Origin of the sequence: Niallia sp. RD1 (assembly GCF_024219955.1) — a bacterium.
GTDB lineage: Bacteria > Bacillota > Bacilli > Bacillales > Cytobacillaceae > Niallia > Niallia alba.
Genome location: NZ_CP100420.1, coordinates 2946479 through 2970478, shown reverse-complemented (window position 1 = coordinate 2970478; position 24000 = coordinate 2946479). Strand labels below are relative to the sequence as shown.

The window sequence follows — 24000 nt, the reverse complement described above, 5'->3', positions numbered from 1 at the left end:
GTTTGGCACTTTTTATTCATTATTGTATTTCATCTAACAAAATAATCGCTTCTGATTTGGAATTAACTTTAAGTAATTTTTCTCTAAAGTTCTCATCCATTAATTTACGTGATAACATTTGCAATATTTTCAAATGAGCGTCGCCTGATCTTTGTTCTGGTACAGCAATCATAAAGATTAATTTAGCGTCTGTCCCATCTAAACTATTCCAGTCCACACCACTTCGCTTTATTCCAAAAGCAACTGCTGGACGTTTAACTGCATTCGACTTTCCATGTGGAAGCGCAATGTTCATTCCTAAACCGGTAGAACTTTGTGCCTCTCGTTCTAAAATAGCTTTCTTATATTCTTCCTTGGAGTGTAATATACCAGCTTTTTCAAACTTTTGAATGAGCTCATCTATTACCTCACCTTGTGTTTCTCCTAGTAAATCTGTAGAAATTAATTCTTCGCTTACAATGTCTGTTAATTTCGTTATTTCAACCGCTTCGTCTGTCTCTTCTTTTGTTGCTGCAACTTCTCTTTTATCCGTTCCCTTTTTAACCGGAACATCAACAGCCACTTCTTTTTTCAATGCATTGACCATGAAGGCAGTAACTAATACCCCAACGATTGCCGCAATAAAAAACATAACTACATTATCTACTGCACCTAATATGGCTACAATTGGACCACCATGTGCTACTTTATTACCTACATTTCCAATCATAGCAATAACAGAACCAACCATTGAACCAGCCATAATACTAGGAATTACACGTAATGGATCTTGAGCAGCAAATGGAATTGCTCCTTCTGTAATACCAAACAGTCCCATGGTAAATGACGCTTTCCCTGCCTCCCTTTCATTTGGAAGGTACTTCTTCTTGTTTATAAATGTCGCAAGTCCCATTCCAATTGGTGGTATACCGATTGCAACTGCAATTGGTCCCATAATCTCATAGTTACCTTCTGCAATCATTGCTGACCCAAACAAGAATGCAACTTTATTAAATGGACCACCCATATCTACGGCAATCATCGCTCCAAGAATAAGTGCTAATAAAATGGAACTTGCTCCTTGCATGCCTGCTAGCATACTAGTTAATCCTTCAAAAACTTGTGCTACTGGAGCTCCTATAACAAAAATGAATAATAGTCCAACAATAACAGATGATACAATTGGGATAAAAATAATTGGCATGACTGGTTGTATTGCTTTTGGGACTTTAATCTTTTTAATACCTAATGCAATATAACCCGCTAAGAAACCGGCAATAATTCCTCCAATAAACCCTGCACCAGCTTCACTGCCGTAAAAACTACCGTTCGCAGCAATATAACCACCGATCATCCCAGGTACAAGTCCTGGACGGTCTGCTATACTTACGGCAATAAATCCAGCTAAAATTGGTACCATAAACATAAAGGCTGTGCCACCAAGACTTTCAATCTGTTTCCAAATCGAATCTTCTGGTATGACTATTCCCCCTGGTGTTTGTTCCCCGCCAAGTGTAAGGGCAAGTGCGATCAGCAAACCGCCGACAACAATAAATGGAACCATATAAGATACACCATTCATTAAATGCTTATAAATGGGATTTTCTTTTGATTTTCGTTCTCCTTTTATTTCATCAGCTGATTTTAATTCTGCTCGATATACTGGTACATCTCCATTTTGAAGTCTTTTAATTAATTCATGTGGATTGCGAATCCCTTCTTTAACACCAGCAATAATGACTTTTTTACCAATAAAGCGCTCTTTTGGAACTTCTTTATCTGCTGCAATAATAATGCCATCAGCTTCTTTTATATCTTGTTCTGTTAAAGCATTTTCCACACCAATGGAGCCTTGGGTTTCTACTTTAATGTCTACACCCAATTCTTCTCCAGCCTTTTGGAGATTTTCTGCTGCCATATATGTGTGAGCAATACCAACTGGACAAGCCGTAATCGCTAAAATCTTCATGATATTCCCTCCTATAACTTATCATACGCCTTATGTAATTGCTTACATTTTGATTATAAACCTATGTTCCTATTCTAATAATCTTAATTTTTACCAGACTTGTGGTAAAAAATGATTATTTATAAGAATCTTTTATTGAATATAGTCAAGGACACTTTTGACGTCTGTTAGTTTCGCTATTCTGTTTGAAAACTCAAGATTTTCACTGTAGGATGCGAGTTGCCCAATCACTGCTCGATTTAGGTTTTGATCTTGTTTTGAGATAGCTAACAGAAATATGACAGCAACATATTCATTTCCCCATTGAATTGGTTCTTTTAAAATTGCGACTGCGATCGAAGACTGAATGACCATTTCTGGATCACCATGAGGAATAGCGATATTCCCCCCTATTGCTGTAGCTGACTTTCTTTCTCTATTAAGCGCACTATGAATAAATTCCTTCTCAATCAGCCCTTTTTGGAACAATAGATTCCCTAACATTTCAATTACTTCATATGGATGACCTTTATCAATTTCCAACTGTACTAAGTCACCACGAACTAGTTTTGACAGTTGTTTACTATCTTTACGGTTGCTTTCTTGATTCGCTTCGACTTGTTGGAGAAATTGGTTCAGTTTATCCTTATCTTTTTCTTCTAGTAAGGGAGAAATAACTACATAGGGAACAGGAAGCTCTTTAAGAGAGACAGTAGAAATAATAAAGTCAATATTATTATTTTTTAAAAATTCATCGATAGATTTCTTGCCAATACAAGCCAATATATAAATATCTGCATAATGCTGTTTAATTTTCGCTTCCAACAAGTGGGAAATCCCCACTCCAAGATGGCAGACGATAAGCGAATTTTTCTTTTTTCCGCGATTACCTTCTAATCGCTCAATCGAGGCTTGAAAATGAAGTACTAGGAATGCTGCTTCGTCTTCAGGTACATCTAAATCATACGTGTTTTTAATTTCTTCTAAAGCAAAAATCACCATATTAAACATATAGGGATACATTTTCTTTATGTCTGCTAAAAGAGGGTTACTAACCGGAAAACCATATTTCATGCGGCTGATAACAGAATACATGTGAACAGCCAGCCCTTCCGTAAGAATGGAATCCTTTTCAAAAGAATAAGCAGTTAATTCACTTAACCTTTCCGTTAGGTTATGAATAATACCAAGCAATTGAGCATCTTGAAAAAAAGCATGCTCTTCTAAGTCCCCTACCCTTTTGCCACTAATTAAATGCCAAGTAAAATAGATGCATTCATTCTCTGGAAATTTCATAGAAAAAGAATTTTCCAATTGCTTAAAGAACATGCCTGCCCATTCGTATTCTTTATAATCTTTAACATAGGCTTTATCTTTCTCTATTACCGTAATAGGTGATTTTTGTCGTGTTCGCTTCACAATAATAAGTGCATGAACAACTAAACTATCGAATGTTTCATCCATAAATTGAATTTCAAAGTAATTTTGCATTTTTTGTAAAGCTTGTTTAACGGAAGTAATTTCATATGGTAAAAACAAATCAAGAACATAATTTTTTTCAACAAAAACAGAAGACAATAGCTGCGATAGATGGGCTAAAGCACTTCTTCTCTGAAATTCTGTGCCAAGAAGGATATTTCCCAATCGAGGCTTGGAAATCAGTTCTAATCCATAATCGGCCAACCATTTTTCAATAATTTCCATTTCTTTTTTTATCGTGGTCTTTGGTGCATAATAGCGTTCTGCTAAACTTTGTAAAGTAATTGGATTCTGTGAAACAAGTAATAAATAAGCAATCTCAACTATCCGCTCTTCCATTGCTTTCTGGTTATTGAAAAATAATTGTTGTAGAAGACCAGACCTGTCTTCTCTGTTAATTTCAAGAGTTATGCCTATTCCCGGCTGACGTTTTAGTTTTGCACTGGGGAATTTATTTAATAGTTGTTCTATCTTACCTAAATCATTACGCACGGTTTTTTCTGAACAGGCTAATCGTTCGGAAAGCTCCATTATATTCCAAGTTTCCCCTTCATTTGAAAGTAAAGTTTGAAGTAGAACTTTTTGTCTATCGTTCATTTAAAACACCTACTTTTATTTATCAATAAAAAGTGTAGCTTATTGGATAGACGAATTCAATTTTATTTTTTCTAGAGTATTAGAAATTAAATGGTAGACTTAAAATATTTGTTATCTTTACAAGTTCAACGCTATTCCCTTTTGTTAAAAGGTGGGTTGGAACGAAAATAATCACTAAAAAAAGGACTACTACTAATAACACTTAAGTGGCAGTCCTTTTGCAGTTTATTTTGATATAAACATTTGTGTCCAATAGTTTCCGCTTTGGTAATAACCTACGCCAATTTGTGTAAAGCTTTTGCTTAGTATATTGGCGCGGTGACCACTGGAGTTCATCCAAGCCTGAACAACCGCTTGGGCACTTGTTTGTCCTTGGGCAATATTTTCTCCAGCAGATTTATAACTAATTCCATATGCTTTCATCATATCAAATGGTGATCCGTATGTTGGACTTGTATGACTAAAATATTTTTTTTGCGCCATATCCATTGATTTATCTCTTGCTACGCGCGATAATTCCCAGTTTTCTGTCAATGCAGGAAGGCCATTTTTTTGCCGCTCCACATTGCAAAGTCTAATGACTTCACGTTCTACTGTTTTAATAGAATCGATATTAGGAATCGTTAATTTTTGATTAGGATAAATTAAACTAGGGTTTGAAATGTGCGGGTTTGCAGCAATAATTTCTCGTAAGCCGATTTGATATTTCACCGCTATTTTCCACATGGAATCTCCGCTTTTAACGGTATATGTATCAGCGAATACCATCGTTGGAAGTGTTACTAAACATAAAAATAAACTAACCATTGCCATTATTTTTTTCATATTCTTTCACCTCCTTCAGAATAATAAGTTGTACACAAAATTTCTTTCTTATCCTGCTTTTAGTAATTTTTTTCATTTTTTCTTTGCATATAATGAACTTCATTCAAATAAAGACCTAACTGACGATCAATACCAAAAAAGCAGAAATCAGCTTTTTACAAAAGCTAATTTCTGCTTAATTTTAACCTTATTGTCCAGCATGTTTTTTCCTGCGAATAATAACTAAAAGACTAACTCCAACCATTAAAATAATGATACCAGCTAAAAGATATGTTCCATTATTTGTAGCTGTGTTTGGCAATGAATTTTCGGATTTTTCGCCACCATTTTCCACCTTATCGTCTGTACTACCATCAACTTCTTTATCAGAACCATCAGGCTTTTCATCTGTATCAGCCGGAGTCTCTTGTTCTGGAGTATCTGGATCGATGGAATCATCTGGATTTTCAGGTGTAGTTGGATTAGGTGTGTCCACATCTGGATCTCCTGCTGTATCCTCTTTCTCTGTTTTAATAACAACAGTAGTTAGTGGATCAAGTGTGATTTTGTCTGCTGCTAATGTAAAACCACTTTTCTCTGTAACAGCGTCCTTTCCAGCTTCATTGTTATCAACTACTACTTTAAAGTCTGTTAAATCTTCACTTAAGGATAACTCTCTTGATTTTGTATCGCCATTCATAAATACATAGTAACTGCCTGTATTATCTGTTGATTCATTTTTATAGGCGATCACAAGGTCCTCTTCCTCTATTTCTTTTGCTTCAACCATGGTTACATTGGAATCCACTAGGCTTTTTTCGCCTAATCGAAATGCATTGGATGATTTTCTTAATTCAATCAATCCCTTTGTAAACTCCATCGTTTCATTATTAACAGCGTATTCTTCTTTATTGGTTGCTTTTGACCAATCAAACATATTAATTGCATCAGATGAATCGTATGAATCATGAACAAAATAACCAAACACCTTGCCATTCTCATCTGTAAAGGCATCGTATTTTTGCTCTGGAACGCCTTCCCCTAACCATTGCTTTGTTCTGCCATATTCTTGTCCAGCATGTAAAAATGCTGTTCCTTGTGAAGTGAGAATTAACGAATTACCAAGACGAATACGTTTATGAATTTCCAAATCATTTTCCGGAACTGCTGGATCTTTTTTCAATGCTTTTGCAATAATATCGTATAACGGCAAATTATCATGTGCTTCAATATATTGCACCATGTCTCCTGGATCATCTGCCGGTGTATTAGATGGTTGTGCTTTTATATTATTAAATATCGTTTGAATATCACGAGCTCCACCAGTAATAAAGCGCGGCTCTCCTTCTGATCCAAATCCAGATTTCAGTTCATTTCTTATTTCATCAGAGAATACGCCAACATCATCAGTCTTATTCATCCAGTCTTGATCCGCACCTTTTCCTGCTAAAGACGGATCTGCTAAATGTCCAGAGAATGTTCTCCAGCCTTCTCCAATAAAGAGTGCATCTGGATTGATGGCTACAGCTTCATCATAAGCCTTTTGGACAGCTTCATATGTTGCATCCCCCATCATATCCCATCTCATTCCATCAATTTTAAATTCACGGAACCAATATTTAACTGAATCAACCATTAATTTTTCAGCCATTTTATGATTTGTTGCTAAGTTATTTCCAAACCCGCCGACAAATTTACCATTGCTATCTTGGAAAAAATAATAGTCTGGAACAATATCATTTAAAAGACTTGCATTGGACATATGTGTATATACAACATCTAATACTACTCCCATTCCAGCATCGTGAATAGCATTAATAAGTTCCTTTAATTCTTTAATACGAAGCTCAGGATCTTTTGGATTCTCCGAATAAGCACCATCTGGAGAGAAATAGTTATGAGGATCATAGCCCCAATTATATTCATTTCCTGCTGCTGAATACTCTAATTCTCTTTCTCCCATTTTTGTTTCATCGCCCCAATACCAAGCATTAACTGGTAAAAGCTGAATATGTGTAACACCTAATGACTTAATATAGTCCAGCTTATCCATAAATGCTTTATAAGTTCCCCAGCGACCATTTAATTCCGTTTGAATTGTCGGGTCGGAAGTAAAGTCACGAATATGAGCTTCCCATATAATGGCATCTTCACGTTTTTCATATCCAGCAATGTTCGCACCATTAAAGTTCGCTGGATTTGTTTGACTTAGATCCACAATTGCTGCCTTACCAACTGTATCACCATCGCTGCCAACTTTTCCCTCTGTGTTCACAGTAAAAGCAGCCATTGATTTAGCATAAGGATCTAAAACTTTTGATATTTTCCCGTCATTTGTTACTTCATATTGGTAGTAATATCCTCTTACATTGTTGACCCCCAGCTCTTTTGCCTCTGCTTCCACACTCCAAACACCTTTGTCACCTTGTACTAAATCTAAACTACCAATTTTCTTAGCAGCATCATTTTTATCATAAAAAATTGCAGTAACTTTTGTTGCCTTTGGCGCCCATAATTTTAACGTTGCGTCCCCATTATGATAAGTAGCCCCTAAATCGTCGCCCTCATAGAAATAATTTTCATCTAACATTTTCCATCCAGATTTAACTGTTACTGATCTTCCTTGATAAGAGATCGTAAAAGGTCCTTGTTCCGCATCAAAAACACCTTTTATTTCCACTGTTGTTTCATTGGCAATTTTCACTTCATTAAAATCAATTGCTTCTTGATTTTTGTCAACAATAGTTAATCCTTTTACTAACTCTTCTTCTGCAAGACCTTTTGTACTGGAAAAAGTTAATTGGATTGTTGTGTCAGACAATAATTCGCCAGATACTAAATCAGTTGGCGATTCCCAGTATGGTGAAATATAAACTTGATCATCTTCATTCTTAATCCATAAATGATCGTATTCCTCCAATAATGCGAACCCTTTATCCCCGCCAATTTTTTCTCCATTTTCACGGTTTACAATAAGAAAGCCAATCTTCTTTGCATCTTCTTTCACTTTTACATCGACATAAGCACCATAGCGATCACTTTTTTCTAATGCTACGGCATCAAGCGGCCAATTTGCAGAAGGAGACTCTACATCTTCCCACAGCCACAGCCCTAACTTTTCATAGTTTTGATCTTCTCTTTGATAATGAATTCTGATTGTGTTCTCAGGTAAAGCTACTGGCTCAAATAGATGGACCGTATCCGCTCCTTCCTTTATCCATATTTCATTCAACGACGGATTGCTTATGGTAACTGCCTTATCTCCGCCCTCTTTCTCTCCATTTGTTCTGTTTACTACTAGAAATCTAACCTTCCTAGCATCTTCTTTCAATGGAATATCAATATATGTACCATACTCATCTTGTTGTTCTTTTTCAAAAGCCACAGCTCCTTGTGGCCAATTAGCAGTTGGAGATTCTACATCTTCCCACAGCCATAATCCTAGATCTTGATAGTTATTATCCTTGTTTTGATAGTGTATTCTTAATGTGTGTTCAGGTATGTCTTTGCCATCTGCATTCTCTGCTTTTACACTCGGTTGATCGAACGCAAATCCTCTTGTGGTCAACACAAGAACAAATACAGTTAGAATAATGAGCAATTTCCTTAACCATTGGTTCATTCCCTTTCCTCCTATTCAAAAATATAAGCAACCTGTTCATTTAAAAATTTATATTCCTAAAAATAGTTGCTTGCGTAACAAAACATTTACCTGTAAAATAAGCTACCAACAAAAGTAAACGCTTTCTTTCTATGTGCGATTATAAATATAGTAGATTAAGAGTGTCAATAATCCTTTTAATTGTTCACGGTAACAGAATTTTCAGTTAGAAACATACAGGCATTCAGACTTATTAAATATACATAAAAAGGAAGACTTAGATAGGGATTAAATCTAAATGATAGAAGGGGTACAATAACTAATTAATCGTTTTTGTTTACGACTTTAGAAAGACATCATGGGGATTGGATACGTTTTGTTTTGGCTGATATCTATGCTCGGTTGGCTGATTTATTTTTGTTTTGGCTGATATCTATGCTCGGTTGGCTGATTTATCTTTATTTTGGCTGATATCTATGCCACGTTGGCTGATTTATCTTTATTTTGGCTGATATCTTTGCCACGTTGGCTGATTTATCTTTATTTTGGCTGATATCTATGCCACGTTGGCTGATTTATCTTTATTTTGGCTGATATCTTTGCCACGTTGGCTGATTTATCTTTATTTTGGCTGATATCTATGCTCCGTTGGCTGATTTATCTTTGTTTTGGCTGATATCCATGCCACGTTGGCTGATTTATCTTTGTTTTGGCTGATATCTATGCTCCGTTGGCTGATTTATCTTTATTTTGGCTGATATCTATGCCACGTTGGCTGATTTATCTTTATTTTGGCTGATATCTATGCTCCGTTGGCTGATTTATCTTTATTTTGGCTGATATCTATGCTCCGTTGGCTGATTTATCTTTATTTTGGCTGATATCTTTGCCACGTTGGCTGATTTATCTTTATTTTGGCTGATATCTATGCTCCGTTGGCTGATTTATTTTTATTTTGGCTGATATCTTTGCCACGTTGGCTGATTTATCTTTATTTTGGCTGATATCTTTGCCACGTTGGCTGATTTATCTTTATTTTGGCTGATATCTATGCCACGTTGGCTGATTTATCTTTATTTTGGCTGATATCTATGCTCCGTTGGCTGATTTATCTTTATTTTGGCTGATATCTATGCTCCGTTGGCTGATTTATCTTTGTTTTGGCTGATATCTATGCTCCGTTGGCTGATTTATCTTTATTTTGGCTGATATCTATGCCACGTTGGCTGATTTATCTTTATTTTGGCTGATATCTTTGCCACGTTGGCTGATTTATCTTTGTTTTGGCTGATATCTATGCTCGGTTGGCTGATTTATTTTTGTTTTGGCTGATATCTATGCTCCGTTGGCTGATTTATCTTTATTTTGGCTGATATCTATGCCCCATTGGCTGATTTATCTTTGTTTTGGCTGATATCTTTGCCCCATTGGCTGATTTATCTTTGTTTTGGCTGATATCCATTCCCATTTGGCTGATTTATCTCTTTAAGAGCAAGGAATATCCTTCTCCTATTGCTATTTCACTGTCTGAATAGATAACTCGGTCAGTGAAAAATTCAGACAGTGACCTATCATTCAAAAAACGAAAATCTTAAGCTTATTATCTATTCAACTGCCACATATCCAGTTTCCGAGACTATCCTTTGCCCCTGCTCTGACAACATCCATTTTAAAAATCTATCAACTTGGGGAGAATCATTATCCTCCAGCGTAATTGCATAAAATTCATTAATGAAGGGATAGCTTCCATCTTTAATTGTTTCTATTGTAGGTGGAATTCCTTCAACCGAAATATTTTTTATTTTGCCATTACGAACCATATCTTCTGAAAAATGACGGAAAGAAAAACCAATGGCATCACTCTTATTCTGATAATCTGCAGTTTCATTAATAATCCCTTCCATTGCACTTACAACATCTTTTGTGGGCGGATCCATTAATGGCTTTCCACCCATTACCCTTATCAATGCTGTTTGACTTCCACTTTCTGCTGGCCTTTGAAAGGCTCTTATTTTTTTCCGGTTTCCACCGACTTCCTTCCAGTTTGTTATTTTCCCAGAATAGATATCCTGTATTTGTTCCACGCTAAGTGTCTCTATTGGATTCTTCGCATGAACAAAAAAGATAAACGCTTCTCTTCCAATTGGCGTTAATTTTAATTGAACACCATGACTTTCTGCCAACTTATATTGTTGCTCTGAAGGCTTCGGTATAAATATGATGTCTGCCTCTTTATTTAACAATCTCTCAAATGCCTCACCTGTTTGGCTAGATACTACTTCGCTTTCTTCTATAGAATAATCTTTTTCTGGATATACGGCTTGAGCAAACCCAGCATATACTGGATAGAGAGCCGTTGAGCCATCTAACTTCGGAAGATTCCCTTCTATTTTTAAGGTGGATTCTTCATTTAATTGAACTACTTTTGTACCTTCAGAATATGGTATGTATTCCGTTAAATCTGTATTTTGACTACTGACTACCTCTAGACTTCTGTCATATTTCACAAAAAGTATATGACCAATCACAATACTTATACTAATGATAAGAATAAATAGATTCGCTTTTTTTGCTGTTCTTTTCTGCCATACTTCAAAGATTGGTAGATTTACTGTCATAATAAAAAATAAAGTTACTATCGGTATAAGCCATAAATAAAACGTACTTGCTGTAAATAAGGATGTGAGGACCGTTAAGATAAACCCAATAAACCCGATACATCCCGTAATAACTATTGCTTGTAATATTTTCATTTTTTCTCCTTTATGCGTTTTTTTTTCACTTTCAACAGAAAAATACCACTTTCTTCCTTAAAAACACCATCATAATGTTATATTATCATTTTAGTGTATTTTTACACCTTATTCAAGTGATTATTATTCTTTTTTTAAAATTGTGATTTAAACTGCATAAAAAAAGACGAGTCTCTGTGAAGAACTCATCCTTAAATATACCTTTTATATCAGCTTTCTTGAGCAGTATCGATCTTAAAATAATGGAATAATAAATATGATAGCCAAACACAATCGCGATGATGCCGAATATTTTCAATTAAGCCTTTTAATAGAACTGGATTTAGTGTTTCCTCTTCCAACTGCTCTGTAAGCAAAAGAAGAGATTCTTTCACATAGCGATCATCAACTTCTTCTATTTTCCCTTTTACTAGCTTTATTATTTCCTCTCCTGCAATATTTTCTTGCGTAACAGACTGATGTAACAACTGATATATATTTTCAGTGAAATATGGTGACTTTGTATGTGTAGCAAGAATATCTGTTTTCTCCACCAGCGATTTTGCAAGCATATGTAAATCAAAATCAATCCATTCATTATGACTTAATACAATATGAGTATAAGCATTAAGAAATCCTTTAATACTAAATACTAAATCATATTTAATTGATTGTTTTGATGAATCGTACACTTTTTCAATCATGTGCTCAATTGTTTTTTCCAGCAAATGATCATAGTAAGTAAATTTCTTAATAAATTCTTCATTAAACGAAAGCGCTTGCTCTTTAATGAATAGAGTTGCAAAACTGGAATTTTCTTTAAAGGTATAAAAGATCTCATAATAAAAATGATAAAGGATATCATCCACATGATTGACTGCATAGTCAAGTTTTGCAATGAACTGTTCCATAAAATAATCAACCAATGCCATAATCAGCTCATCCTTGGACTTAAAGGATAAGTAGAAGGCACCTTTTGAAATGCCACAATGATCCGTGATTTGTTGAACGGAAGTAGCCGCAAATCCCTGTTTTGCAAATAATTCTATTGATTTTTCCATAATCAGTTGTTTTTTTGCCATGTTCATACACTCCTATGCACTATTGATTGACATATGACTACTTAGTCATTTATTATAGGTAAATGAGTAAGATTAGTCAATAAAGGGAAGGTGTAATATGAAAGGTTTAGTAAATTTTGTGTTAGGTAACAAGCTAGCGGTTTGGTTACTAACCATTATTATTACTGTATCAGGTATCTATTCTGGTACAAGAATGAATATGGAGACCATACCGAACATTTCGATTCCATACTTAACGGTAATGGATGTTTATCCGGGAGCAACACCGGAAAAGGTGATGGAAGAAGTATCCATGCCGATAGAAAAACTTGTGGAAAATCTAGAAGATGTGAAAGCTGTTTATTCGAATTCTTATTCGAACATGGCAAATGTTCAATTAGAATATGAATATGGTACAGATATGGATGAAGCAAAACGTGCTTTACAATCCGCTCTAGATAATATCACCTTGCCTGACGGCGCACAGGAACCTACAATCACAGCAATCAGTATGAATATGATGCCAGTTGTAGCGTTAAGTGTCAGCAGTACAGAAGAAGATATTACTGAATTAACATCAACTGTTGAAGAAATCATCCTTCCGAAGATTGAAAAGATTGATGGTGTTGCATCTGCAACGATTACCGGACAACATATCGAAGAAGTAGATTTAACATATGATAAGGAAAAAATGGAACAATTAGATTTAACAGAAGACACTGTTAAAGATATGATCCAAGCAAGTAATTTAGCTGTTTCTTTAGGACTTTATGAGTTTGAAGAAGGCGAACAGGCAGTTGCAATTGATGGTAAGTTTATGACAGAAAAAGAACTTAAAGATATGCTTATCCCTGTCACTCCTTCTGAACAAAATCCATCCCCATTTGTTAAACTTAGTGATATTGCCACAATCGAAGTGGTTGGGAAAGTTGAATCTGTTTCTCGTACAAATGGTGAAGATGCTATTGCCATCCAAATTGTCAAAGGTCAACAAGCAAACACTGTTGATGTTGTTAACAGTGTAAAAGATTTAATTAAAGATGAGCAAAAGAATATCGATGGATTAGTAATTGATGTTTCCCTAGACCAAGGGGCTCCAATTGAAGAATCTGTATTTACGATGATTGAAAAAGCGGTGTTTGGTTGTTTAATTGCCGTATTAATTATTTTACTATTCTTACGTGATTTTAAATCAACGATAATTTCCATTATTTCTATCCCAGTTTCTATTTTCATGGCATTAATGCTATTAAACTGGATGGATATTACGTTAAATATCATGACACTTGGTGCTATCACTGTTGCGATTGGCCGGGTTATCGATGACTCTATTGTTGTTGTTGAGAATATTTACCGACGCTTGCACCTGAAAGAAGAAAAATTAACCGGCCGTGCGCTAATTAGAGAAGCGACGATTGAAATGTTTAAACCAATCCTTTCTTCAACTTTAGTAACAGTTGCTGTATTCGCTCCATTAATGTTCGTTGGGGGAATGGTGGGAGAGCTATTCCGTCCTTTCGCATTAACAATGGCATTTTCACTTGGAGCATCACTACTTGTTGCGATTACAATTGTACCTGCTCTTTCTCATTTCTTATTTAAGAAAAAATTATATGGTGAGAAAACAGAAAGTAATCATAAAGATGCAGGTAAATTGGCAAATTGGTATAAAGGCATTCTTGAAAAAGCTCTTAACCATAAAATCATCACTTCCCTTATCGCTGTTGTTTTATTAGCCGGAAGTGTTGCTCTTACTCCGTTAATTGGCTTTAGCTTCTTAGGAAGTGAAGAAGAAAAAACAATGTATATCACCTATACACCAGAAACTGGTGAATTAAAGGATGAGACATTAAAGAACGTTACAGAAGTAGAAGAAAAAATGCTTGAACGCAAAGATATTGATATTGTTCAATTATCTATCAATGAGACAGCAGATGCACAAAGTGCGATGATGGGTATGGGATCTGGCGGTGCACTTATGTACCTAATCTTTGATGAAGATATGAAAAACTTCCCTGAAGTCCGCGATGAAATTGAGGACTATATTACAAATATCGATCAATCTGGCGAATGGAAAACACAAGACTTCACATCCATGGGGATGTCAACAAATGAAGTTAGCTATACATTCTACAGTGAAGATTTAGATAAACTTAATGAGTCTGTGAAAAAAGTAGAAGACATTTTAAAAGAAAATGATGGATTAGAAGATGTTACTACAACTGCTGAAGATGCTTATGTAGAATATACATTTAAAGTTAATCAAGATGAATTATTGCAGTATGGGTTAACTGCAGGACAGCTTCTCATGATGCTAAGCCCAGACAATACTAAAGATGTATTAACAACAATCGAAAAAGATGGCGAAGCACTTGATGTTATTGTCCAACAAGAAAAATCAGCACAACCTAAATCAATTGACGAAATGCTAGATATGGAAATTCCAACTGCTCTAGGAAATACGATGCCACTTTCTGAACTAGTAGAAGTTGAAGAAGGAACAACTTTAAATACTCTTTCTCGTAGTAAGGGTGAGTATTATGCAACAGTATCAGGAAAAATTCTCGGTGATGATGTTTCCAAAGTAACGAACGAAGTCGATAAGGAAATTGATAAAATTGACTTACCAAAAGGAGTTACAATGGGAGTTGCTGGTGTAGCAGCAGATATGAATGAAACATTTACACAATTAGGTGTTGCCATGATTGCTGCTGTTGCTATAGTATACTTTATTCTTGTTGTAACATTCCGTGAAGGGGTTGCTCCATTCTCGATCCTGTTCAGTTTACCGTTTGCTGTGATTGGTTCCTTTGTCGGATTATATCTTTCAGGTCAAACGATATCCGTTTCGGTTATGATGGGATTACTCATGTTAATTGGTATCGTTGTTACGAACGCAATTGTATTAGTAGACCGAATCATCCATATGGAACGCGATGGAATGAATATGCGCGACGCCATTCTTGAAGCTGGATCAACACGTCTTCGCCCAATTCTAATGACAGCTATTGCAACAATCGGAGCATTAGTTCCATTAGCAGTTGGTTCTGGCGGTAGCGGATTAATCTCTAAAGACCTAGGTATTACGGTTATTGGCGGTTTAATCAGTTCTACTCTATTAACACTTGTTATTGTCCCAATTGTTTACGAAGTTCTTTCTAAAGTATTTAAGAAAAATCGTAAAGATATTGACGAAAGCTAATATTAACTTTTACTAAAAGCCAGTGAAGAATATTTCACTGGCTCAGACCGTAGACAAATCCCTGAATTTTAGATATAGAGGTTTGTCTATAGTATATTTATTAGTCTCTTTGAATAGGGATGTTGCTTTCCGCTTCAGGGGGTCGCTTTCCGTGGGGCTCGCGCTGAGCCGCTTCGGCCTTTGGCCTGCAGGGTCTCAGCTGTCTCGCTAATCCCACAGGAGTCTCACCCCTTCCACTCCAAGCAACGCATGAAAATTCCATTTAAGTTTCTAAAAATCTTTTTGTCGACAAACTGAGCCAGTGAAGAATATTTCACTGGCTTTTTGTTATCATAATTCTCCTGCCAACCTCTTATTTTTAATGGCTGTTTTCCAAAGGATTGTTGCTTTTTCAATAGAAAAAAGAATTAGTAGGAAAATTGGAGCAACAAACTTTTGCGAAAACAGCCTTTTTAATAGTAGGTTTCGTTTACTCGATTGCTCCTTTTTTACTGCTTTTCTAATAATTTCAGCTTTCATTCACAATAAAGAAAACTTCCATCAGTGGGTGTTTTCCTCATTCCCCTTTGACTTTTAAACTTAAAAGACTTTTTTAATTTTCCACAGCTCGAGCTCGGGCGTTAAATGAAATAAAATTGATTTCCCATGTTCCCTTCATAAAAAAATAAAAACAAGGAAAAACTATTCTCAATACTCCAATGGAAAGGATTTTGTCATGAAAGTACATTGCTCGAATGAATATGATCCATTAAAAGCAGTCGTCTTAGTTTCTCCCGAATATATGGCTATTAAAGTTCCTATAAACGATATTCAAAAAAAACATGCAAAGAAAAATATCGATCGAAAAGTGGCCGAAAAACAACATGAAATGTTTATTGAAAAGCTGCAAGAAAACGGGGTTGAAACAATCCTTCTTCCTCCTGTGGAAAAATATCATGAACAAGTATTTACAAGGGATATTGGTTTTACTTTAGGAAATCAAATCTTTGTAGCAGAAATGGCCCGAGATGTAAGACGTGGAGAAGAGAAAATTTTAATCGACTATTTGAAGGAACAGGAGATTACTTATACGGATATTAAAGGAAATATGATTGAAGGCGGAGATGTTATCATTGACGGTAAAACGATTTATATTGGCCTCAGCCAACGCACAAATAAATTTGCTATCCGGCATTTACAAACATTACTTCCTTCTTATGATGTCATCGCTGTTCCATTTACAGACTCGTATCTTCATTTGGATTGTGTTTTCAACGTACTTTCCCCTACAGAAGGATTAATATTCCCAGGCGAGTTTCATAAAGAGAAAGAAAGAATGCTGCGAGATCGCTATGATTTAATCCATGTAAATGCAAAAGAGCAAGAGACATTAGGTACAAACGTATTATCCATCGGTAATAAAAAGGTTATTAGCTTACCTGTGAACGAAGGAGTCAATAAAGAGCTTCAAAAAAGAGGCTATGACGTGATTGAGGTGGATTTTTCAGAAATCATCAAGTCAGGTGGATCCTTTCGTTGCTGTTCTATGCCATTGCTGAGAGAATAATTAAGTAACCAATGATAATCAGTGGGGATTCCCATCCCCACTGATTATAGTTTTCTTTATCCTATTGAAAAAAATGTCTCATCAAATATAGCTTTTCACTACTTTTGTTCCCCTAATATTTTTCTTAAATTATTTAAGCTAATTTCAATGCTTTCAAATGGTGTTCTTCTTGTGGCATCCTGTTCAATAATCCACCACTGTATATCCGCTTCCTCTCCCTTTTCAAGAATTGCTTGAAAATCGATACTCCCAGTACCAACTTCTGCAAAGAATCGTTCTTCATCTGTTGTCATGTCTTTTAAATGGACAAGCTTTGTTCTGTTTTTATATGTATCAATCCATTGTGCAGGATCATACTCTCGCTTTGAAAGCCAGTATACATCTAGCTCTGCAAAAACCAGCTTAGAATCTGTTTCTTCCATTATCGTATCTAATGCTGTTCTTCCATCATACAATCTATCTAATTCAAAATCATGATTATGATAACACAGCGATATCCCTTCTTTTTGACACTCCGCTCCCGCCATATTTAAGAAAGCAATTAGTGACTCATAATCCGCCTCCGTTCTTTTGTCTGGTAAAAGATAGGGACATACTAAAAACTTACTCCCTAAAACTAACTGGTCTTGAATGACTTGGGTTAGATTGCTCTCTAAGTCTGCTAAAGGTACATGACTAGCCGCTACTTGAAGATTTAGTTCATCCAGTAATTCCTTTAATGCGGCTACAGAAATCCCGCCATACCCTGCAAGCTCTACTCCTTGAAAACCAAGGCTTGCAACCTTCTGGAGAGTTCCACGGAAATCCTGTTCACATTCCTCTCTTAACGTATACATTTGAATGGCAATTGGTATATTTTTCACTATATTTCCTCCTTTTAATTAATTCCTTTGAAATCAACCACTTCTACATTATGAAGTAAGTCAAAATAAGTTCCTCTTATCATTGTACAAGAAAACGCTATCATTTTTATAGATTAAGATGGTAAATCGTTAACTTTTTTTGTAAAATGGACTAAAATAACTAGGATGTGTAAGCCATTGGAAAACCATATCAGAAAAGTCATCGAACAAGCAGAAAAAGAATTTGCCATAAAGGTGCTTTATGCCTGTGAATCTGGAAGTCGTGCATGGGGATTTCCGTCAAAGGATAGTGATTATGATGTCCGGTTTATTTATATCCATCATCCAAGCTGGTACTTATCCATTGATCAAAAGCGAGATGTAATAGAAATTCCAAACCATGATCCTATATCAATTCCTGTTGATCCATTATTAGATATGAGCGGCTGGGAATTGACTAAAACACTGAAGCTTTTTCGTAAGTCTAATCCTCCTTTATTAGAATGGTTGCGATCCAACATGATATATTATCAGCGCTTTTCAACCATTGAAAAAATGAAGCAGCTTGAAAAACAAATATTTTCTCCTACTTCTACCATTTATCATTATTTAAATATGGCTAAAGGAAATTTCAGAGAATATTTGCAAGGAGATACCGTTAAGATTAAAAAGTATTTTTATGTATTGCGACCAATTCTAGCAGCCAAGTGGGTACAAACATTCCAAACAATTCCTCCAATGGAATTTGATATTTTGGTACATGGACTTATTCCTGAGGGTGCACTTCGCACAAAGATTGACATTTTATTAGAAAGAAAAAAATCTGGAGAAGAATTGACTCTTGAACCACGAATCAACCTTATTAATGAGTATTTGGAAAGAGAGATGCAACAATTAGAAACGTATGCAAAAGGTTTAGAGAGAAATTTAATTGATCCAACTGAACAATTAGATCAGCTGTTTCGTTATACTTTAAAGGAGGTTTGGAACGACTAAGAAGAAGTCATTGAAAAAAGGTATGTTCTCACAAATACTTTTTTCGATGACTTCTTCTGAATTACGATTAAAAACACTTTGTTTTATTAGGCATTTTTCGTATAGTTTGTTGCGATTACCCACAGACGGAATACACCTCGCTTTCCGTAGGGTCTCAGACTGTCTCGCTAATCCCCGTGGCGTCTACGTGTATTCCGGCTGCTCCATTTTTCCAACTAATTCTTTTCTCCTATTGAAAAAACAACAATCTTTTAAAAAACACCCTTCTATCAAAAAGTAATTGCGGCATCTTTTGCACGAGCAATTGCATTCGCTTTAATCTCTTCTGCTCTTTCTGGTGCTAAATCATGACCTTCCACAAATAAACCTTGGAAATCATTAATGCCGAAAAATGCCATTAGCGTCTTTAAATAACGGTGTGCCATTTCTTTATCCGCTGCTGGTCCATGAGAATAAATCCCACCACTTGCTTGAATATGAAGAACTTTCTTATCAGTAAGGAGTCCCTTTGGTCCTTGGGCTGTATATTCAAATGTCTTACCTGCAACAGCAACAGAATCTAAATAAGCTTTCATCACTGGAGGAAACAATAAATTCCATAGTGGCGTAACAAATATATATTTATCTGCTTTAACGAATTGTTCACTTAGCTCTGCCAAACGACTAACTTTTGTTTTTTCCTCATCAGAAAGCTGATCAAATCCACTTCCAGATTGTAGCTTTCCCCATCCTTGAAATACGTCTGCATCAATGGAAGGAATATACTCATTGTATAGATTAATATGAATAACCTCATCATTCGGATTAGACACTTCATATTGATCAATAAACGCTTTACCAACTGCCATTCCATATGATCTTGATTCATCAAATGGGTTTGCCGTAATATATAATACTTTTGCCATTTTATTCAGCTCCTTAGAAAAGTCTCTAGTCATCTTTTCTTTACTATAGTGCTGATCGAAACGATATTCAATGGAAGCAGCTATATATTACTAATATTGTCACATTTAAAATAACCGTTAAGGTAGAGAGATCTTTTCTCCCTAAAAACTATTCCTTAAAATATGGATTTAAATGGATAAGTACTTCGTTGATATTATCGTGTTTTTTCATAAGTTTCTTTTTTATTTGTCTAGATAAGTCATGACCTTCCTTAATCGTCTTGTCATAATCGATAGAAATGCGTAAATCGACTAATATATAATGTCCATGTTCTCTTGCACGAAGACGATCAATCCTTTTTACTTCAGAGAAGGAAGCAATCATTTCACGATATTCTGTTAAGATCTCTAAATCGATATTTCGCTCCAGTAATATATCGAAAGCTTCACTTACCATTTCCTTCGCAATTTTAAAAATTAAATAAGCAACGATAATAGTAGCTACTTTATCGCCATAGAGCAGTGCATTTATCGTTAAATTTTCTCCAAGTATAGACAGTAATACTCCTATTGCAGCGGCAATCGAGGCAACTATATCTGCCTTATGATCATAAGCAATTGCTTCAATGGCTTTACTACTTTGTTCATTAGCGATTTTCTTACTATAACGATACAATAGTACTTTTGAAACGTATGAAATAACAGCAACCCACATTGTAATCATACTTGGTGTTGTAATGGGATGGAAGAAACCAATTATAGCTTCATACACCAAATAGATGGCAACACCGAGTAGAATCATCCCGACTATTCCGGATACAATTATTTCAGCTTTTCCATGTCCATATGGATGTTCCTGATCAGCAGGTTTATTGGCAATCCGTATCACTACTAAAACAATGATAGAAGCAAAGACATCTGCAGCAGAGTGAATACCATCAGCAAAAACAGCATCACTATTCCCCATCCAGCCAACTATTAATTTTCCCAATGTTAATACAATATTACTAATTACACTAATCCATGCAACTCGTTTAGCTAGAGATTCTCTTGATCCCATTTTCATCAACCTCATTTATTATTTCCAATAATTTCTATATGTACAAAAAGTCAACCTAACTATCTTAGCAGAAAAGAAATCAGTGGGTCTAGAGAAAAAAAGTTGGCTCTCTACAAATTAAAAATTTACCAATCATTGCGTATTTATTCGATTATGCGTGCTAATAATAAATACGATATAAATCACTTAGTATTTTTCTTACAAACAGAGCATTTTTGCGAAAAGGCATTTGCAAGCCTTCGAGAGGATGACTGCCGAACAATGCATTATTTTCTTAAATAAGTAATGTTGACTAATGAAAAATTCCACTAATTAGGATGGTTATGATGACAACTATTTTTGAAGCATTAAAAGATTATCTACAATTGAATTTAGATACGGAGCCAAAAAATCCGCTTCATGTAGGAGAAGTGATGAGTTGCTGGATCTATCTTACTATCATGGATGAAGCCAGTATCTATATACAAGTTGGCTTAAATACATCAACAGATGATGATGTTATTAAATCGTTAGACGAAAGTTATAAACAATGTGATATACAAGGACAAAGATTCCGAAACTTTCTTAAGGTAGAAGGAATTCCATTACCACCAACTAGTGAACAACGACCACTTTCTAATGCAAATGCTGTTCCACTTGGAGTTAAGATGACAGATGATGAAATTATGAATGGATTAAGCATAAAAACGGTTGCGGCAATCACTCATTGCGCAGCATCTGTCTCTCAATGTGTACGAAATGATGTAGCTACCATGTTTACCCAATGTATGTTAGAAAAAATGAAATTCGGTGCAAGTTTAAAGGATTTGATGAGAAAAAGAGGCTGGATTAAAGTTCCTCCCTATTACTATCCACCGGGTGCGCCAACTTCAAACTCATAAGAACAATTGAATAACCCAGCTATAAGTCAAATGCATGGCCCTAGCACTTTGTTTTGAGGGCACTGAAAAACTACTACTTAATGATAAGTGATAGTTACCAGTTATTTAAATTGGGATATTGTATTTGTTATCCTTTCAAATATGCATTCCCTAATTTTCATTCGAAAAAAAGACTTTTTCAGTGCCCTATTTTTTTTAGCAGGAGCATAAAAACATTTACTTAGGGGCATTCTTTTTTATAATTTTTTGTATGAAAACTATATTTGTTGATTATCCTTTTCCAATAGTAAAGCAGCCACAGCTTTGCTTTTTCCCATTTATATACTTTTGCTTCTGTATGATGTAATTCTTCCCAAGCAGAATCTAATTTGTTTGCCTCTAGTAATCTTTTACTGTAATCTAATTTTAATTTTGATAAGTATAAATCGATATAAGGCATTTGTTCTTTACGAAGCAGATTCTCTAATGAATAAATAATTGGATACCGATTTAAAATCGTCAAATCCATACATACGCTGTTTTCTAAGCCACGATAATAAATTGCATAGCTGTCATTTTTGTACGCAATCGGATAGTTCATCCCAATTCGTAACCACATATCTTGATCTTCTCCAAGAGGCTCCCCTTCTTTAAACAGCCCTATTTCTTGAAATACTTGTTTTCGAACTGCAATAGCAGAAGATATAATTGGTAAATCCTTTAATGTTTTTTCCACATAGTTTGTAAATACGCCTTCCCACTTGTCAGGGGTTTGGTAGATAGACGGAATGATCTTTTTTTGGGTTGGCAACCGAATTTCATAACTTGTTGCAAAGGCCCCACATTCGGGATATTTTTCTTTTAAATCCATTATTTTTTCTAGAAATTGCGGCTTCCATTCATCGTCTGCGTCAATAAAAGTAATTAATTCTGCCTTTGCAGCCAGTATCCCTTTGTTTCTGGCTGCTGAAGCTCCTTTATGTTCCATTTTGAGCACCGTAATTCGATTGTCTATCCAAGTTTCCGCTTTTACGACACTACCATCTGTAGAGCCGTCATCGACAATAATAATCTCAAAATCCTGAAACGTTTGCGAAATAATTGACATGATTGTTCGTTCGATATACTGTTCCTTATTATAAAGTGGGATAACTACTGAGACAGCGACCATCTTGCACCCTCCCAATTTTTCATTGCTAATGATTGAGCTTCTATTAAAGATAGTTTTGGATAGCGATAATGCCCGGTTATAATTTGATCAAGAGCATGCCATATATTTTCTTCAGTAAATGAATTGGATGAAAGAAGAAAATCTTTGTCTGCCTTAATCTGTTTTGCCCAGCCATCACATTTTGGATGGTAAGAGAGAATGATAGTTGGCGTATTTGTGATATAGCCAAATACAGCACTATGCAACCTCATCCCAATCAATCCTTTTAATGATGCAATAGTGCGAAGAACATTTATTGGATCCTTATCATAAGACAGATGTTTAATTGGTATTTTGGTTTGTAGTTGTTCGATAACCTCGCGATGAATATCTTGATCTCCCAAAATAGGATGACCGTTAAAATCAATAAAAACTAATTCCTCAATTTCCTCCTCCTTCAGTTCATTTAAAGCATTTATTATTTTTTCCACCCTTGCCTTTTCTTCACTTGTATCTCGCCCTATATATCTTTCATAATGGCATAAGGAAATTCCCAACCCCTTCCTTTGATGACTTCCAGTGAAATCTTCACCTGTTACAAGAGGTAAGAGCACGGCTAGATCAAATGTTAATTCTGCATGAACATTTGAAGAGAGCGAGGAGACTAATTCATAACTCTCCTCGTCTCTACAGCCAATATAGTTGAATTTTTCCACAAGCTTTCTACATGCTTCTTTCGCAGCTGAATCTCTAAATGGTCCAAAGGATACACCAATTGCAGCTGCTCCTTTCCCTCTATTTAAATCGATTAAATCGCCATCTCTCGTCATTTTATCGGTTGAATGAAAAACAGAGCCACCACCATATAAAATAAAATCACTTTCGTAACACTGCCTGTACAAACGTAGTAAGTTTTCATTGCGTTCTTGTTCTTCTTGAACAAAGAGCGCCTCCATTTCGGCATTTAATGGCAGAATAGGCTTTTGCGTACATGTTCCATATATTTTATCTCCAGAAAGAAATTTCCGGCTTCCCCAAGAGGATACTAGTAATAATGCATCATCTCCGCCATTCTGTTCTCCGTAATAACCTGAAAGAATAATCTTCTTCATCTAAGTACTCCTCCTACCTCTCGCATCTCTTAATAGTATATGGACAATCCATAAAAACGTGAGCAGCAGCGAATAATTGGACAAATTGCTATGGTCCGATTTCTTTTGGACAAGAATAGAATATAAAGTAAACATTAGGGAAAGGAC

16 protein-coding genes are annotated in these 24000 nt (G+C 35.5%); 4 read left to right on the top strand and 12 right to left on the bottom strand.

What is annotated here, in order from left to right:
- Positions 1–19 precede the first annotated feature (19 nt).
- From NKG37_RS14185 to NKG37_RS14160, 6 genes are all read right to left on the bottom strand, one after another.
- A complete protein-coding gene (locus tag NKG37_RS14185) occupies positions 20–1948 on the bottom strand; it encodes a PTS fructose transporter subunit IIABC (RefSeq protein WP_254414825.1) in 1929 nt (642 codons plus the stop codon).
- A gap of 132 nt (positions 1949–2080) precedes the next feature.
- Positions 2081–4003 (bottom strand): BglG family transcription antiterminator, encoded by a 1923-nt coding sequence (locus NKG37_RS14180; RefSeq protein WP_254414824.1) that lies wholly within the window; start codon positions 4001–4003, stop codon positions 2081–2083.
- Between the two features lie 225 nt (positions 4004–4228).
- Positions 4229–4828: a SafA/ExsA family spore coat assembly protein gene (gene safA / locus NKG37_RS14175; protein ID WP_016204493.1), complete on the bottom strand. Its 600-nt coding sequence runs from the start codon at positions 4826–4828 to the stop codon at positions 4229–4231.
- 187 nt (positions 4829–5015) lie between these two features.
- Positions 5016–8429, bottom strand: a complete 3414-nt coding sequence (locus tag NKG37_RS14170; RefSeq protein WP_169188184.1) for a pullulanase — start codon at positions 8427–8429, stop codon at positions 5016–5018.
- Between the two features lie 1583 nt (positions 8430–10012).
- Positions 10013–11161 carry a PstS family phosphate ABC transporter substrate-binding protein gene (locus tag NKG37_RS14165; protein ID WP_101730259.1) on the bottom strand — a complete coding sequence of 383 codons (1149 nt, stop codon included), beginning with the start codon at positions 11159–11161 and terminating at the stop codon, positions 10013–10015.
- A gap of 209 nt (positions 11162–11370) precedes the next feature.
- Entirely contained in the window at positions 11371–12222 is an 852-nt protein-coding gene (locus tag NKG37_RS14160) for a TetR/AcrR family transcriptional regulator (RefSeq protein ID WP_048718732.1), read from the bottom strand.
- A gap of 97 nt (positions 12223–12319) precedes the next feature.
- Between NKG37_RS14160 and NKG37_RS14155 the strand changes: the two genes are divergently transcribed.
- Complete coding sequence (locus NKG37_RS14155; protein ID WP_169188183.1) at positions 12320–15403, top strand: efflux RND transporter permease subunit; 3084 nt, start codon at positions 12320–12322, stop codon at positions 15401–15403.
- A 330-nt stretch (positions 15404–15733) separates the two neighbouring features.
- Here the strand turns inward: NKG37_RS14155 and NKG37_RS14150 are convergent, their stop codons facing one another.
- Positions 15734–15922: a hypothetical protein gene (locus tag NKG37_RS14150; protein ID WP_169188182.1), complete on the bottom strand. Its 189-nt coding sequence runs from the start codon at positions 15920–15922 to the stop codon at positions 15734–15736.
- Positions 15923–16118: 196 nt separating this feature from the next.
- Between NKG37_RS14150 and NKG37_RS14145 the strand changes: the two genes are divergently transcribed.
- The gene (locus NKG37_RS14145) at positions 16119–16949 is read left to right on the top strand and encodes a dimethylarginine dimethylaminohydrolase family protein (RefSeq protein WP_048718737.1); all 831 of its coding nucleotides are present in this window, start codon (positions 16119–16121) and stop codon (positions 16947–16949) included.
- A gap of 98 nt (positions 16950–17047) precedes the next feature.
- On the opposite strand, the gene NKG37_RS14140 is transcribed toward NKG37_RS14145, so the two are convergent.
- The gene (locus tag NKG37_RS14140) at positions 17048–17812 is read right to left on the bottom strand and encodes a sugar phosphate isomerase/epimerase family protein (protein ID WP_048718739.1); all 765 of its coding nucleotides are present in this window, start codon (positions 17810–17812) and stop codon (positions 17048–17050) included.
- A gap of 177 nt (positions 17813–17989) precedes the next feature.
- Between NKG37_RS14140 and NKG37_RS14135 the strand changes: the two genes are divergently transcribed.
- Positions 17990–18787, top strand: coding sequence for a nucleotidyltransferase domain-containing protein (locus tag NKG37_RS14135; protein WP_048718742.1), 798 nt, complete (start codon positions 17990–17992; stop codon positions 18785–18787).
- Positions 18788–19056: 269 nt separating this feature from the next.
- On the opposite strand, the gene NKG37_RS14130 is transcribed toward NKG37_RS14135, so the two are convergent.
- Together NKG37_RS14130 and NKG37_RS14125 are read right to left on the bottom strand one after the other, a co-directional pair.
- A complete protein-coding gene (locus tag NKG37_RS14130) occupies positions 19057–19692 on the bottom strand; it encodes an FMN-dependent NADH-azoreductase (protein WP_048718744.1) in 636 nt (211 codons plus the stop codon).
- Positions 19693–19840: 148 nt separating this feature from the next.
- Positions 19841–20731, bottom strand: coding sequence for a cation diffusion facilitator family transporter (locus NKG37_RS14125; RefSeq protein WP_101730264.1), 891 nt, complete (start codon positions 20729–20731; stop codon positions 19841–19843).
- Between the two features lie 326 nt (positions 20732–21057).
- Between NKG37_RS14125 and NKG37_RS14120 the strand changes: the two genes are divergently transcribed.
- Complete coding sequence (locus tag NKG37_RS14120; RefSeq protein ID WP_101730265.1) at positions 21058–21612, top strand: DUF3231 family protein; 555 nt, start codon at positions 21058–21060, stop codon at positions 21610–21612.
- A gap of 220 nt (positions 21613–21832) precedes the next feature.
- Here NKG37_RS14120 and NKG37_RS14115 read toward each other — a convergent pair whose 3' ends face one another.
- Together NKG37_RS14115 and NKG37_RS14110 are read right to left on the bottom strand one after the other, a co-directional pair.
- Entirely contained in the window at positions 21833–22762 is a 930-nt protein-coding gene (locus NKG37_RS14115) for a glycosyltransferase family 2 protein (protein ID WP_101730266.1), read from the bottom strand.
- On the bottom strand, positions 22744–23853 hold the full coding sequence (locus NKG37_RS14110; protein WP_169188178.1) for a polysaccharide pyruvyl transferase family protein: 1110 nt from the start codon (positions 23851–23853) through the stop codon (positions 22744–22746). The genes NKG37_RS14115 and NKG37_RS14110 overlap by 19 nt, the downstream gene beginning before the upstream one ends.
- Positions 23854–24000 lie beyond the last annotated feature (147 nt).